The sequence below is a fragment of the Pseudomonas sp. CP-1 genome, from assembly GCF_021213715.1.
In the GTDB taxonomy this organism is placed as follows: domain Bacteria; phylum Pseudomonadota; class Gammaproteobacteria; order Pseudomonadales; family Pseudomonadaceae; genus Pseudomonas; species Pseudomonas aeruginosa.
The window spans coordinates 439,866-454,494 of record NZ_JAJQKY010000002.1 but is presented as its reverse complement, the minus strand read 5'-3'; the positions used below and the strand labels follow the sequence as shown (position 1 = coordinate 454,494).

Genomic DNA, 14,629 nt, shown 5'->3' with positions numbered 1-14,629 from the left:
TCCCTTTCAGCGCATCTGGATCGAGAAGTTGGTCCCGGCCACGCTATCGCTGTCGAACCAGCGCGCGGTCACGGTCTTGGTCTCGGTGTAGAAGCGCACGCCCTGCTTGCCGTAGGCGTGCAGGTCGCCGTAGAACGAGCCCTTCCAACCGGTGAAGGAGAAGAACGGCAGCGGTACCGGAATCGGGATGTTGATGCCGACCTGGCCGACCTCGATGTGGTGCTGGAAGGTCCGCGCCGCGGCGCCGGAGCTGGTGAAGATCGAGGTGCCGTTGCCGTAGGGGCTTTCGTTGATCAGGCGGATCGCCTGCTCCAGGCTGTCGACCTCGGCCAGGCAGAGCACCGGGCCGAACACCTCTTCGCGGTAGATCGCCATGTCCGGGCGCACCCCGGCGAACAGCGTCGGGCCGACCCAGTTGCCGTCCGGGTATCCCTCGACCTTGTAGCCGCGGCCATCCAGCAGCAGTTGCGCGCCCTCCTCCACGCCCTGGCCGATCAGGCGCTCGATGCGCGCCTTGGCCTGCGGGTTGATCACCGGGCCGTAGCTGGCGCCGCTGTCGTCCCATGGGCCGGGGCGGACCTTGGCCAGCGCGTCGCGGATTTCCGGAATCCACTCGCGGGCGGCCCCCACCAGCACCGCCACCGAGATCGCCATGCAGCGCTGCCCGGCCGCGCCCACCGAGGCACCGACCAGGTTGCTGATGACCTGTGCCTTGTCCGCGTCGGGCATGATCACCATGTGGTTCTTCGCCCCGGCGAAGCTCTGCACGCGCTTATTGTGCGCGGTGCCGGTGTGGTAGACGTACTGGCCGACGGCGACCGAGCCGACGAAGGACACCGCCTTCACCTGCGGGTGCTTGAGCAACTGGTCGACCTGTTCCTTGCCGCCATGCACCACCTGCAGCACGCCCTTCGGCGCACCGGCCTCGAGGAACAGCTCGGCGAGCCGCACGCTGGTCAGCGGCACCTGCTCGGAAGGCTTGAGGATGAAGGCGTTGCCGCAGGCGATGGCCAGCGGGAACATCCACAGCGGGATCATCGCCGGGAAGTTGAACGGGGTGATGCCAACGCACACGCCCAGCGGCTGGGTGATGCTGTAGGTGTCGATGTTGCGGGCGACGTTCTCCACCGTCTCGCCCATCAGCAGCGAGGGCACGTTGCAGGCGTGCTCGACCACCTCGATACCGCGCCAGACGTCGCCCTTGGCGTCCTCGAAAGTCTTGCCCAGCTCGCTGGAGACGATCTTCGCCAGTTCGTCGTGGTGTTCCTTGAGCAGCGCCTGGTAACGCAGCATCACCCGCGCACGCTCGGAAACCGGGGTTTCCTTCCAGCTGGCGAAGGTTTCGCGGGCACTGGCCACCGCCTGCTCGACCTGCTCCGCGCTGGCGCAGGCGATCTCCGCCAGGGTGCTGTTGTCGAGGGGATTGCTGACCGGGATGCGCTGGGCGCCGAGACCTTCGACGAAGGCTCCCGCGATGAGGTGGCGGACTGGGACTGACATGAACCCTCCTGCACCGGCCAGGCCGGCTTTTATTGTTGTGGCGGACTGGTACGAGGTCGATTCGGACCTCGCTTTGGCCAAGAAGCTATCACTGGGCGGAAGGTCGCGAGATCGACTAAATTGTGTTGTTGATGGACTATATTGCGGAGCCGGCTACCGACATGTCGCACACCTCCGACTGGCCCCTGCCGGCCGACAGCCTGCGCTTGCCGATCCCGGCGGCGCTGCTGGAGAAACTGGCGGTCCACCCGCTCAGCCGCGACCTCTACCCCACCTCCCTGGGCCACTACCGGCGCGCCCGCGACCACCGCATGAGCCGCGAGCGCCATGACGAGCACCTGCTGATCTATTGCAGCGAAGGCCAGGGCCTGTTGCGCGTGCGCGAGGGCGAGGCCTGGCGCGAATACCGGGTCGGCAGCGGCGACCTGCTCTGGCTGCCGCCGGGCATGGCCCACGACTACGCCGCCGACGACCGCCAACCCTGGACCATCTTTTGGACCCACCTGCGCGGCGACAGCGCCACCTGGCTGCAACACAGCGCCGGCTACCGCGACACCCCGCTGCGCCATTGGGGCCTGCAACACGCCCTGCTCGGCGGCTTCGAGCAACTGCTGGAGGTGCGCCACAGCGGCTACCGCTTCCAGCACTTCCTGCTCGCCGCCAGCCGCCTGCGCAGCCTGCTCTGCCAGCTACCGCTGCTGCGCCCGCTGCGCGAGGGCAGCCTGGACCTCGACGGGCTGCACGCCTACATGCGTGAACACCTGCATGCGCGCCTCGAACTGGAACGCCTGGCGGCCTTCTGCAACCTGTCGAAGTTCCATTTCGTCAGTCGCTACAAGGCGATCACCGGCCGTACGCCTATCCAGCACTTCCTGCACCTGAAGATCGAGTACGCCTGCCAGTTGCTGGACAGCAGCGACCAGAGCGTGGCCCGGGTCGGCCAGGCGGTCGGCTACGACGACAGCTACTACTTCTCGCGCCTGTTCAGCAAGGTCATGGGTTTGTCGCCGAGCGCCTACCGACAGCGGGTAAGGCAGGGCGAGGGAGGAGCCTGAAGCGCTCTGCGGCGGGGCTGTAAACGAAGCGGCGACCAGTTGTCGGCAAACTGATCCCGGTCAGTGTTTTCCGGGCCGACAGGACTAGACTGAAGCTCCCTTTCCAGCCCCGATGGATGAATCGCCATGAACATCCTCGTCCGCCCGTCGCAAACCCCGAAAGGCCAATGCTGGCAAGTCTGCCTCGACCAGCAGGCCGTCAACTTCCGTAGCGAAAGCGAGGCCCGGCGTTTCGTCGACCGCCTCGAGGCGCGCCTGCGCGCGCCCCATGTGCTGCCCGAACTGAAACAGCGAACGGCCTGATCCGCGCTCAGGCGGCCTGGCGCTCCAGGCGCCCGGTCTGCCAGGCGAGCAGGGTCGCGACCGCGCCGCAGACGGCGATCACCAGAGTCATGGGGATCGCCGTGCCGTCGTGGAGCACGCCGACCAGCGCCGAAGCGCCCGCCGCCACGCTGAACTGCAGGCTGCCCATCAGCGCCGAGGCGCTGCCGGCGTGCTGTCCCTGTCCGGCCATGGCGCAGGCGGAAGCGTTGGGAATGATGCAGCCGAGGCTGGCCACGCATCCGAACAGCGGAACCAGCAGCGGCCACAGCGTGGCCGGTTGCAGCGAAGCGATGCCCAGCAGGGCCAGGCCGCACGCCAGGTAGCCCCAGATGATCCGCCGCAGCCAGAACGCCGGCCCGCGATAGCGCAGCAGCCGCGCGTTGACCTGTGCCATGACGATGAAGCCCGCGGCATTGCTGCCGAACAGCCAGCCATAGTGCTCGGCGGGAATCCCGTAGAGCTGGATGAACACGTAGGGCGAACCGGCGATGTAGGCGAACATCCCGGCCATCGCCACCCCGCCGGAAAGGCCATAGGCGAGGAACAGGCGGTCGGCGAACAGCCGCCGGTACTGCCCCAGCGCGCCGGACAGCGGCGGTCGCTCGCCGTCGGCCGGGATGGTTTCCGGCAGCCACAACGCCACGCCGAGGCCGGCTAGGGCGGCGAACAGGGTCAGGCAGACGAAGATCGATTGCCAGCCCTGCCAGTCCAGCAGCAGGCCGCCGGCCACGGGGGCGAGGATCGGCGCCAGGCCCATCACCAGCATCAACTGGGAAAACGCCTTGGCGGCGCCGATCGGATCGCACAGGTCGCGCACCACTGCCCGCGAGATGACCATCCCGGCGCAGCCGCCGAGAGCCTGGACGAAGCGCGCGGCGATCAGCCACTCCAGGGTCGGCGCCAGGGCGCAGGCGGCCGAGGCCAGGGTGAAGATACTCACCCCCACCAGCAGCGGCAGGCGCCGGCCATAGCGGTCGGCCACCGGGCCGTAGAGCAACTGGCCGATGGACAGGCCGGCGAAGTAGGCGGCCAGGCTCAGCTGGACGTGCTCGACGTCGGTGGCGAAGGCCTTGGCCAGGGTCGGGAAGCTCGGCAGGTAGAAGTCGATGGCCAGTGGCCCGAAGGCGCTCAGGGCTCCCAGTATCAGCAGGATGCGCAGGTTCATGGATCGCTCGGCACGGGGCGCGTCGGTGGCAGGCAAGGCACTTCCCTGCGGCTCCCGGCAAGCGGGACGACGACGCCTATCATTGAATCGTCTGTGAGGGCGGGCGGCTCCAGGCCTGAAGGCCGGTACTGGCGGGAAGATGCTACGGACAGCCGGGGAGTCGCCGAAAAAGCAGCGCGCAGCATAACACCGAAGACGCCCGCCGATCATGGCCGGAGACCGTGGAACCGCGGAATCCACGGCTCATGAATGAGCAGCATTAGACAAAGGTGGTGTCGAAATACTTCGAGTCCGCCCGAGCGCGGCTAAAATCGGTACACTCCCCGCCCCGTTGCCGAGACCGATTCGACTACCCAGCACAGCATGCGACGCACAAAGGAAGATTCTGAAAAAACCCGTACGGCCATCCTCCTGGCCGCCGAGGAACTGTTCCTGGAAAAGGGCGTGTCCCATACCAGCCTGGAACAGATCGCCAGGGCCGCCGGGGTGACCCGTGGAGCCGTCTACTGGCACTTCCAGAACAAGGCCCACCTGTTCAACGAGATGCTCAACCAGGTACGCCTGCCGCCGGAGCAACTCACCGAGCGCCTGTCCGGCTGCGATGGCAGCGACCCGCTGCGCTCGCTCTACGACCTCTGCCTGGAGGCCGTGCAATCGTTGCTGACGCAGGAGAAGAAGCGCCGCATCCTGACCATCCTGATGCAACGTTGCGAATTCACCGAGGAACTGCGCGAGGCGCAGGAACGCAACAACGCCTTCGTGCAGATGTTCATCGAACTCTGCGAGCAGTTGTTCGCCCGCGACGAATGCCGTGTGCGGCTGCATCCGGGCATGACCCCGAGGATCGCCTCGCGCGCCTTGCACGCGCTGATCCTGGGCCTGTTCAACGACTGGTTGCGCGACCCGCGCCTGTTCGATCCGGATACGGACGCGGAACACCTGCTGGAGCCGATGTTCCGTGGCCTGGTGCGCGACTGGGGTCAGGCCAGCTCGGCGCCGTAGCCCTCCTCACGGATCGCCTCGAGTACCTGGGCGCTGTCGAGCCGGCTGGCGACCCGGACTTCGCCGGCGCCAAGATCCACCTGGACGTCCGCCGCCGAATCCTTCGCCTGCACCGCATGGGTGATCGCCCGTACGCAGTGGCCGCAGGTCATGCCCTGAACCTTGAAGACTTGCATGGTATTGCCTCCTGTTGGTCATCGATGGGGCGATTTTCAACCTTGACATGGTGTCAAGGTCAATCCTCGAAATATCCGGTAACCGACAAAGCGTCAAGAACGGGTAAAGGCGGAGTAAAGAGGCTTAAACCCTACAAAGCACATGGTTAACATGTTCACCTTGTTCTTCACGAGGTAGAACCATGTCCATCCGCCGCTATTCCCCGTCACAGATCGCCCTGCACTGGCTCAGCGCCGTCGCGGTCCTGCTGATCATCGCCCTGCCCTACGGCGCCGACTTCTTCGCCGGCCTGCTCGGCGGCAAGGGCAACGTCTTCACCCTGCACAAGTCGCTGGGCGTGGCGGTACTCCTGCTGACCCTGACACGCCTGGCGCTGCGCCGCGTCCAGGGTGTCCCGGATACCCTGGAGGGGAACCCGGACTGGCAGCGCGCGGCCGCCAAGGCCGGGCATTTCCTGCTGTACGCGGTGCTGATCGTCATGCCGCTCTCCGGCATGCTCGCCGGCAAGCGTCCGCTGGACCTGTTCTGGCTGGTGCAGATCGGCCCGTTCGACCTGCCGGAAGCCTTCAAGGCGTTCGCCGGCGGCACCCACGTCACCGTCCAGTACCTGCTTTTCGCGCTGATCCTCGGCCACGCCGCCGCAGCCATCTGGCACCACCGCGTGCAGAAGGACGACGTACTGCGCGCCATGCTGCCGCAACGCGGCGCCTGACCCCAGCGACGGACGGGCACGCGGATGCCCGTCCCGACTTGTCCCGGGCCCCGGCTTCGGCCAAGCTTTTCCTTACGCCCCCCGCCGCCGAGGCCCGCCATGTTCCCCATCCTTCGCCCGCTGCTCCATACCGCTGCCCTGGCCTGCGCCCTCCCGGCGCTCGCCGCGGACCCGCAACCGGCCAGCGGCGGCTGGGCGCAACCCGACCCGGCGCCGATCGGCTATGCGGTGCTGAACGTTTCCCGCGAGCGGGTCGAGTCCGGCACTGCCTGCGATGTCGGCCTGTACGTCCACGACGAACTGGTCGGCAACCTGCAACCGGGCGCCAGCCTGGCCCTGAACCTGCAACCCGGCGCGGTGGACGTGCGTCTTGCGCCGAACGGTCCTGGCGACGCCTGCCGGAACGGCATGACCATCCTCGCCGGACAGACCCTGACCCTGCGCCCCGGGGAGATCCGCAACCTGCGCATTACCCTCGGTGCGGGCGGGCTCTACCTGGCGCCGGTGGCGGATGGGTACTGAGGGGTAGCGACTTGCCGTGGAGCATTGGCCATGACTCAGGGCACGAAGGTGGCGTTTCGGCACCGGGTGCACGGGGACTGCCTGGCGGGCCGTGAATGCGTGACTGGCCCCCAGCTCCCGTCGCTGCCTGCACGGCACTAAGGGGGGAAGCTGTTGCTTAGCGCTTGAGCGGGCGTCGTGCTTGCCTTGGCATCTTGTTTCGCCTTTCCAGGCGAGTTCCTTCTGCAAGCGTCCAAAAGACTCGCCCACCACTCGGAGGGCAAGCCAGGAGCCCGATCCGTAGGGCGAATAACCGCTTGCGGTTATCCGCCGGCTCTCCGGGGCATCGGCGGATACCGCCTGTGGCGGTATTCGCCCTACGGGACGTTCGAGCGGGCTTCATGTTTGCTGCTCAAGCTGCTTGTCGTGCTTGCCTTGGCCTCTTGTTTCGCCTTTCCAGGCGAGTTCCTTCTGCAAGCGTCCAAAAGACTCGCCCACCACTCGGAGGGCAAGCCAGGAGCCCAATCCGTAGGGCGAATGACCGCTTGCGGTTATCCGCCGGCTCTCCGGGGCATCGGCGGATACCGCCTGTGGCGGTATTCGCCCTACGGGACGTTCGAGCGGGCTTCATGTTTGCTGCTCAAGCTGCTTGTCGTGCTTGCCTTGGCCTCTTGTTTCGCCTTTCCAGGCGAGTTCCTTCTGCAAGCGTCCACAAGACTCGCCCTGCCACTCGGAGGGCATGCCAGGAGCCCAATCCGTAGGGCGAATGACCGCTTGCGGTTATCCGCCGGCTCTCCGGGGCATCGGCGGATACCGCCTGTGGCGGTATTCGCCCTACGGGACGTTCGAGCGGGCTTCATGTTTGCTGCTCAAGCTGCTTGTCGTGCTTGCCTTGGCCTCTTGTTTCGCCTTTCCAGGCGAGTTCCTTCTGCAAGCGTCCACAAGACTCGCCCTGCCACTCGGAGGGCATGCCAGGAGCCCGATCCGTAGGGCGAATAACCGCTTGCGGTTATCCGCCGGCTCTCCGGGGCATCGGCGGATACCGCCTGTGGCGGTATTCGCCCTACGGGACTATATCGCTCGCGATTTCTTAGCTACACGGCAGTGAGGGGGGGCGCTGTTGCTTAGCGCTTGAGCGGGCGTCATGTTTGGTGGTCAAGCTGTTTTCTGTGCCTGCCTTGGCCTCTTGTTTCGCCTTCCCAGGCGAGTTCCTTTTGCAAGCGTCCAAAAGGAACCAAAAGACTCGCCCCGGCATCCGGCCCCAGCCGCTTCTCGGCTGGGGTGCCCTCGCTGCATCGTTGCTTCCGGCGGCACGCCGCCACGGTCCTTCGTGGACCGAGGCGGCTCTCGCGGCATCCTGCCACTCGTCCCCCTCCGCAACGATTCCGCTCGGCCTCCTGACGGGGCGGGTTTGCCGCCCCACCACTTGGAGGGCAAGCCTCACTTCGTGCATGCCAGGAACCCGATCCGTAGGGCGGATAACCGCAAGCGGTTATTCACTCTACGGATCAGGGCTTCGGTATGTGGAAGTCTGGCATGCACGAGGTCATCCCCCCTCCTGAAGCGCCCTCAGCCCAATCGAATCCTTCCGCTCGCCACCAGCACCGCATGCCCGGCGATACTCACCCGCTCGCCCTCCAACCGGCACCACAGCTCGCCGCCGCGCGCCGAGCACTGCTGGGCGGTCAGCGACAGTTTGTTCAAGCGCTGGGCCCAGTAGGGAATCAGGCTGCAATGCGCGGAGCCGGTGACCGGGTCTTCGTCGACGCCCATCGCCGGAGCGAAGAAGCGCGAGACGAAATCCTTCTGCATGCCCCGCGCGGTGACGATCACTCCACGCCAGGGCAGCCGCGCCAGGGCCGCGAAGTCGGGACGACAGGCGCGCACCGCCTCTTCGGACTCGAGCAGTACCAGCAGCTTGTCGGTGGAGCCCAGCACGTCCACCGGCGGCAGGCCCAGGGCCTGCTCCAGCTCGACGGTGCTACCGACCTCGCTCGGATACTGCGCGGGGAAATCCAGGACCAGCCGCTCGTCCTCGCGGTTGACCCGCAGCGCACCGGAGCGCGAGATGAATTCCAGGCGCTCGCCCGGCTCGTCATAGACCTCGAACAGTACGTGGGCCGCAGCCAGTGTGGCGTGGCCGCAGAGCGCCACCTCGACGCTCGGGGTGAACCAGCGGATCCGCCAGGCCTCTCCTTCACGAACGACGAAGGCGGTCTCGGAGAGGTTGTGCTCGGTCGCGATCATCTGCATCAGCTCGTCCGCCAGCCAGGCGCCGAGGCGATAGACCACGGCGGGATTGCCGCTGAACGGGCGGGAAGAAAACGCGTCGACCTGGTGGAACTCGAGCTGCATGGCAGACCTCCTGGGAACGATCGCCACAGCATGCCGCCGCAGGCTCCGGGATGGGCGATACAGTGCGATCTTTTCCGATCGTAACAGTGGGACTTCGCCCTGCCTTCGACCCATTGCCCGAGCGGGCGTTTGCGGCGACCTGCCGGCGTTGTGAAGCCGCCGGCAAAAACGCCGCCTTTTTCCGCGAAACGCCGCTCAGGCCTCGCTGCGCACCCGTCGCACCGCGTTCTGCCAGCCGGCGTAGAGTTCGCCGCGGCGCTCCTCGGCCATGTGCGCGGCGAAGCGGCGCTGCAGGTGCCAGTGGCTGGCGATGTCGTCCAGGTCGCGATAGAAGCCTGCCTTCAGCCCGGCCATGTAGGCCACGCCGAGGGCGGTGGTCTCGGTGACTTCCGGGCGCTCCACGGTGACACCAAGGATGTCGGTGAGGAATTGCATCACCCAGTTGTTCACCACCATCCCGCCGTCCACCCGCAGCGCGCTGGGCGGCGTGCCGTCCTGGCGCATCGCTTCGAGCAGGTCGCGGGTCTGGTAGCAGACCGATTGCAGACCGGCGGTGACGATCTCCTTGATTCCGGTGTCGCGGGTCAGGCCGAAGATCGCGCCGCGCGCCTTCGGGTCCCAGTAGGGCGCGCCGAGGCCGGTAAAGGCCGGCACCAGGTAGACGCCGTTGGAGTCGCCGGCCTGGATCGCCAGGGCTTCGCTCTCGTGGGCGTGGTCGATCAGCTTGATGCCGTCGCGCAGCCATTGCACCGCGGCGCCGGCGACGAAGATGCTGCCCTCCACCGCGTAGCTGACCTTGCCGTCCAGACGGTAGCCAACCGTGGTGAGCAGGCGGTTCTTCGAGGTCACCGGCTGCTCGCCAGTGTTCTGGATCATGAAGCAGCCGGTGCCGTAGGTGCTCTTCACCATGCCCGGCTGGAAGCAGGCCTGGCCGATCAGCGCGGCCTGCTGGTCGCCGGCCATGCCCAGCACCGGGATCGCCGCGCCAAGCAGCGACGGCTCGCTGACGCCGAACTCCGCCGCGCAGTCGAGTACCTCCGGCAGCAGGCTGCGCGGGATCTCGAACAGCGCCAGCAATTCCTCGTCCCAGTCCTGGCTGTGGATGTTGAACAGCAGGGTGCGCGAAGCGTTGGTCGCGTCGGTGCGATGGGAGCGGCCGCCGGTCAGGCGCCAGAGCAGGAAGCAGTCGACGGTGCCGAAGCGCAGCTCGCCGCGTTCGGCGCGCTGGCGGGCGCCGGGCACGTTGTCGAGGATCCAGCGCAGCTTGGTGGCGGAGAAATACGGATCGATCAGCAGCCCGGTGCGCGCGCTGACGTTCGCCTCGTGGCCGGCGGCCTTGAGTTCGGCACAGTAGTCGGCGGTACGACGATCCTGCCAGACGATGGCCGGGTGGATCAGGTCGCCGCTGGCGGCGTCCCAGACCAGCGTGGTCTCGCGCTGGTTGGTGATGCCGATGGCGGCGATGTCGCCCGCGCGCAAGCCCTTGCGAGCGAGCGCGTCGCGACAGACCTGGAGGGTGGTCAGCCAGATTTCCTCGCCGTCGTGCTCCACCCAGCCGTCCTTCGGGAAGTACTGCTTGAATTCCTGCTGGCAGCTCGCCACCGGCAAGCCCTGGGCACTGAACACGATGGCGCGGGAGCTGGTGGTGCCCTGGTCGATGGCGAGGAGATAGTGGGACATGGAAAACCTGACAGATTGAAAAGTAAGACGAATGCCGACCGCTAGGCCGGCGGGAGATTAGCGGCTCATTCGCGGCCGATGGCGGCGAACGAACCCTGGGTCAACTGGGCCAGCACCTCGGCCGCCAGCTCCACTTCCAGCCCGCGCCGTCCTGCGCTGACATGGATGCTCGGGTACTGCCGCGCGCTTTCATCGATGAAGGTACGCAGGCGCTTCTTCTGCCCCAGCGGGCTGATCCCGCCCACCAGGTAGCCGGTAGCCCGCTGCGCCGCCTGCGGATCGGCCATGTCGGCCTTCTTCGCCCCCGCCGCATGGGCCAGGGCCTTCAGGTCGAGACTGCCGATCACCGGCACCACCGCCACCAGCAACTCGCCCTTCTCCGTGGCGGCGAGCAGCGTCTTGAACACCCGCTGCGGGTCCAGGCCGAGCTTTTCCGCGGCCTCCAGGCCATAGGAAGGTGCCTTGGGGTCGTGGCTGTAGCTGAGCACCTTGTGCGCGGCGCGGGCCTTTTTCAGCAGGTCGATGGCAGGGGTCATGGTCACTCCCGGAGAAGAACGTTGGCTGAAAATCGGCGCCTACCTTAAGCCATCGCCGCCCCTGCTGCACGGGCGCCGATGCCGCGGCCCGCGTGCCTCGGTAGCGATATTCGATTGGCCGCGAAAACGAAACCGGAGGGTCGTTTTTCGGACAAACGTTCATCTTCGCGCTTTGACAGCATTCCTTTGTGAATATATTTTTTCGAAACTGAACAATTTTCACGGCTGCCCGCCATAATTACAAGAACAGACAAGAGAGGCCCCATGACCACCGCCGCCCCGACCCCGTCCCTGTTCGGCCAATGCCTGGCCGAGTTCCTCGGCACCGCCCTCCTCATCTTCTTCGGCACCGGTTGCGTCGCGGCCCTGAAGGTCGCCGGCGCCAGCTTCGGCCTGTGGGAGATCAGCATCATCTGGGGGATCGGCGTGAGCATGGCGATCTACCTCAGCGCCGGCGTCTCCGGCGCCCACCTGAACCCGGCGGTGAGCATCGCGCTGTGGCTGTTCGCCGGCTTCGAGGGGCGCAAGCTGCCGTTCTACATCACCGCCCAGGTGGCCGGTGCGTTCTGCGCCGCAGCGCTGGTCTACACCCTCTACAGCAGCCTGTTCATCGAGTTCGAACAGGCGCAGAACATCGTCCGCGGCAGCCAGGACAGCCTGGCCCTGGCCTCGGTGTTCTCCACCTATCCGCACCCGGCGCTGTCGGTCGGCCAGGCGTTCCTCGTCGAAGTGGTGATCACGGCCATCCTCATGGCGGTGATCATGGCCCTTACCGACGACGGCAACGGCCTGCCGCGCGGTCCGTTGGCGCCGCTGCTGATCGGCCTGCTGATCGCCGTGATCGGTAGCGCCATGGGCCCGCTGACCGGTTTCGCGATGAACCCGGCGCGCGACTTCGGCCCCAAGCTGATGACCTACCTGGCCGGCTGGGGGCCCATCGCCTTCACCGGCGGCCGCGAGATTCCCTATTTCCTGGTACCGATCTTCGCCCCGATCCTCGGTGCCTGCCTCGGCGCCGGCGGCTATCGTGTACTGATCGCGCGCCATCTGCCGAGCGCCGCGGCGCCCGCCGAAGCCGAGCCAGAGAAGGTTCGCGCTTCCTGACCGCCCGCTCTTTCCTGCCATAGCCACAAGGCCACAGCCATGACCGACAAGCACAACAAGAAATACGTCGTCGCCCTGGACCAGGGCACCACCAGCTCCCGCGCCATCGTCTTCGACCGCGATGCCAACGTGGTCAGCCAGGCCCAGCGCGAGTTCGCCCAGTTCTATCCGCAGGCCGGCTGGGTCGAGCACGACCCGATGGAAATCTGGGCCACGCAGAGTTCGACCCTGGTCGAGGCCCTCGCCCAGGCCAGCATCGAGCACGACCAGGTGGCCGCCATCGGTATCACCAACCAGCGCGAGACCACGGTGGTCTGGGACCGTCACAGCGGTCGGCCGATCCACAACGCCATCGTCTGGCAGTGCCGGCGCAGCGCGGCGATCTGCGCGCAGCTCAAGCGCGACGGGCTGGAAGACTACATCCGCGAAACCACCGGGCTGGTCACCGATCCGTACTTCTCCGGGACCAAGCTGAAGTGGATCCTCGACAACGTCGAAGGCGCCCGCGAACGCGCGCGCAACGGCGACCTGTTGTTCGGCACCATCGACACCTGGCTGATCTGGAAGCTCACCGAAGGCAAGGTCCACGTCACCGACTACACCAATGCCTCGCGGACCATGCTGTTCAACATCCACAGCCTCGACTGGGACGCACGGATGCTCGAGGTGCTCGACATTCCCCGCTCGATGCTGCCCGAGGTGCGCAACTCTTCGGAGGTCTACGGCAACGCCCGGATCGGCGGGGTCGGCGGCGGCGAGCTGCCGATCGCCGGGATCGCCGGCGACCAGCAGGCCGCCCTGTTCGGCCAGATGTGCGTGGAACCGGGCCAGGCGAAGAACACCTACGGCACCGGCTGCTTCCTGCTGATGCACACCGGCGACAAGGCGGTGAAGTCCACCCATGGCCTGCTCACCACCATCGCCTGCGGCCCGCGCGGCGAGGTCGGCTACGCCCTGGAGGGCGCGGTGTTCAACGGCGGCTCCACGGTGCAGTGGTTGCGCGACGAACTGAAGGTGATCAACGACTCCTTCGATTCCGAATACTTCGCCACCAAGGTCAAGGACAGCAACGGCGTCTACCTGGTACCGGCCTTCACCGGACTCGGCGCGCCCTATTGGGACCCCTATGCGCGCGGCGCGGTGTTCGGCCTGACCCGTGGAGTCAAGGCCGACCACCTGATCCGCGCTACCCTGGAATCCATCGCCTACCAGACCCGCGACGTGCTCGACGCCATGCAGCGCGATGCCGGCGAACGCCTGCGCGCCCTGCGCGTCGACGGCGGGGCGGTGGCCAACAACTTCCTCATGCAGTTCCAGGCCGACATCCTCGGCACCCGCGTGGAACGTCCGGTGATGCGCGAGACCACCGCCCTCGGCGCCGCCTACCTGGCCGGCCTGGCTTGCGGCTTCTGGAGCAGCCTCGACGAGCTGAAGAGCAAGGCGGTGATCGAGCGGGTGTTCGAGCCGGAGTGCGACGAGCCCCGGCGCGAAAAGCTCTATGCCGGCTGGAAGAAAGCGGTGGAGCGCACTCGCGGCTGGGACGACGGCGAACTGTGACGAGCTGGCGCCATTCGTACGCCGCGATGCGGCGAATGGCGTGTTCCCGCGCGCCGCTCTGGCATGCCCTGGGTAACGTTTGCGCGCGGCGGCCGGGTGCCGCCGCGGCGCCCTCTACGACTCATGCACGGCTGACAACGGCCCCCCGCGTGCGGCATTCTTGGCGACTTTCCAGGGTCCCGGCCCGGCAGCACGAGAACAACCCATGAACCTGCCCCCCCGACAGCAAAGCATCATCGAGGAGGTCCGCGAGCGCGGTTACCTGAGCATCGAGGAGATGGCGCAGATGTTCGCGGTCACCCCGCAGACCATCCGCCGCGACATCAACCAGCTCGCCGAACAGGGACTGCTGCGCCGCTACCACGGCGGTGCGGCCTACGATTCGAGCATCGAGAACACCGCCTACACCATGCGCGCCGACCAGATGCGCGACGAGAAGCAGCGCATCGCCGAAGCCGTGGCCAGCCTGGTGCCGGACAACGCCTCGCTGTTCATCAACATCGGCACCACCACCGAGGCCATCGCCCGCGCCCTGCTCAACCACCGCAATCTGAAGATCATCACCAACAACCTGCACGTGGCCGCCACCCTCAGCGCCAAGGAAGACTTCGAAGTGCTGGTCGCCGGCGGCACCGTACGCAGCGACGGCGGCATCGTCGGCCAGGCCGCGGTGGATTTCATCCAGCAGTTCCGCGTCGACTTCGCCCTGGTCGGCATCAGCGGCATCGACGAGGATGGCAGCCTGCTCGACTTCGACTACCAGGAAGTGCGCGTATCCCAGGCGATCATCGACAACGCGCGGCAAGTGTTCCTGGCCGCCGACTCGAGCAAGTTCGGGCGCAACGCGGTGGTCCGCCTGGGACCGATCTCGCTGGTCAACCGGGTCATCAGCGACAGCCCGCCGCCCGCCGCCATCGCCCGCCTGATGGCACAGCACAAGGTTCACCTGGACCTGGTCTGA

14 protein-coding genes are annotated in these 14,629 nt (G+C 66.7%); 8 read left to right on the top strand and 6 right to left on the bottom strand.

Going from position 1 to position 14,629, the window contains the following annotated elements; all coding sequences use genetic code 11:
* Positions 1 to 6: 6 nt before the first annotated feature.
* The gene (gene mmsA / locus LT948_RS05965) at positions 7 to 1,500 is read right to left on the bottom strand and encodes a CoA-acylating methylmalonate-semialdehyde dehydrogenase (protein ID WP_003104350.1); all 1,494 of its coding nucleotides are present in this window, start codon (positions 1,498 to 1,500) and stop codon (positions 7 to 9) included.
* Positions 1,501 to 1,631: 131 nt separating this feature from the next.
* Between mmsA and mmsR the strand changes: the two genes are divergently transcribed.
* Together mmsR and LT948_RS05955 are read left to right on the top strand one after the other, a co-directional pair.
* Positions 1,632 to 2,555, top strand: a complete 924-nt coding sequence (mmsR, locus tag LT948_RS05960) for an MmsAB operon transcriptional regulator MmsR (protein ID WP_003122160.1) — start codon at positions 1,632 to 1,634, stop codon at positions 2,553 to 2,555.
* Positions 2,556 to 2,681: 126 nt separating this feature from the next.
* Positions 2,682 to 2,858: a hypothetical protein gene (locus tag LT948_RS05955; protein ID WP_003104346.1), complete on the top strand. Its 177-nt coding sequence runs from the start codon at positions 2,682 to 2,684 to the stop codon at positions 2,856 to 2,858.
* Positions 2,859 to 2,865: 7 nt separating this feature from the next.
* Here the strand turns inward: LT948_RS05955 and LT948_RS05950 are convergent, their stop codons facing one another.
* Positions 2,866 to 4,044 carry a multidrug effflux MFS transporter gene (locus LT948_RS05950; protein ID WP_023092592.1) on the bottom strand — a complete coding sequence of 393 codons (1,179 nt, stop codon included), beginning with the start codon at positions 4,042 to 4,044 and terminating at the stop codon, positions 2,866 to 2,868.
* Positions 4,045 to 4,407: 363 nt separating this feature from the next.
* Between LT948_RS05950 and nalD the strand changes: the two genes are divergently transcribed.
* Entirely contained in the window at positions 4,408 to 5,046 is a 639-nt protein-coding gene (nalD, locus tag LT948_RS05945) for an efflux system transcriptional repressor NalD (RefSeq protein ID WP_003092152.1), read from the top strand.
* Here nalD and LT948_RS05940 read toward each other — a convergent pair.
* Entirely contained in the window at positions 5,025 to 5,222 is a 198-nt protein-coding gene (locus LT948_RS05940) for a heavy-metal-associated domain-containing protein (RefSeq protein ID WP_003111818.1), read from the bottom strand. The genes nalD and LT948_RS05940 overlap by 22 nt on opposite strands.
* Before the next feature lie 182 nt (positions 5,223 to 5,404).
* Here LT948_RS05940 and LT948_RS05935 point away from each other — a divergent pair, with 182 nt between their 5' ends.
* Positions 5,405 to 5,935 (top strand): cytochrome b, encoded by a 531-nt coding sequence (locus LT948_RS05935; protein WP_003092155.1) that lies wholly within the window; start codon positions 5,405 to 5,407, stop codon positions 5,933 to 5,935.
* A 99-nt stretch (positions 5,936 to 6,034) separates the two neighbouring features.
* On the top strand, positions 6,035 to 6,457 hold the full coding sequence (locus LT948_RS05930; RefSeq protein ID WP_023092591.1) for a hypothetical protein: 423 nt from the start codon (positions 6,035 to 6,037) through the stop codon (positions 6,455 to 6,457).
* Positions 6,458 to 8,005: 1,548 nt separating this feature from the next.
* Here the strand turns inward: LT948_RS05930 and LT948_RS05925 are convergent.
* The 3 genes from LT948_RS05925 to ybaK form a co-directional block, all read right to left on the bottom strand.
* A complete protein-coding gene (locus LT948_RS05925) occupies positions 8,006 to 8,791 on the bottom strand; it encodes a PhzF family phenazine biosynthesis protein (RefSeq protein ID WP_003138056.1) in 786 nt (261 codons plus the stop codon).
* Between the two features lie 195 nt (positions 8,792 to 8,986).
* Positions 8,987 to 10,471 (bottom strand): glycerol kinase GlpK, encoded by a 1,485-nt coding sequence (gene glpK / locus LT948_RS05920; RefSeq protein WP_033995628.1) that lies wholly within the window; start codon positions 10,469 to 10,471, stop codon positions 8,987 to 8,989.
* A 65-nt stretch (positions 10,472 to 10,536) separates the two neighbouring features.
* Complete coding sequence (gene ybaK / locus LT948_RS05915) at positions 10,537 to 11,007, bottom strand: Cys-tRNA(Pro) deacylase (RefSeq protein WP_003098459.1); 471 nt, start codon at positions 11,005 to 11,007, stop codon at positions 10,537 to 10,539.
* A 264-nt stretch (positions 11,008 to 11,271) separates the two neighbouring features.
* Here ybaK and glpF point away from each other — a divergent pair, with 264 nt between their 5' ends.
* The 3 genes from glpF (at position 11,272) to LT948_RS05900 (ending at position 14,629) form a co-directional block, all read left to right on the top strand.
* Positions 11,272 to 12,111: a glycerol uptake facilitator protein GlpF gene (glpF, locus tag LT948_RS05910; protein WP_003143282.1), complete on the top strand. Its 840-nt coding sequence runs from the start codon at positions 11,272 to 11,274 to the stop codon at positions 12,109 to 12,111.
* Between the two features lie 39 nt (positions 12,112 to 12,150).
* Complete coding sequence (gene glpK / locus LT948_RS05905) at positions 12,151 to 13,668, top strand: glycerol kinase GlpK (RefSeq protein ID WP_003092168.1); 1,518 nt, start codon at positions 12,151 to 12,153, stop codon at positions 13,666 to 13,668.
* 205 nt (positions 13,669 to 13,873) lie between these two features.
* A complete protein-coding gene (locus LT948_RS05900; RefSeq protein WP_003092173.1) occupies positions 13,874 to 14,629 on the top strand; it encodes a DeoR/GlpR family transcriptional regulator in 756 nt (251 codons plus the stop codon).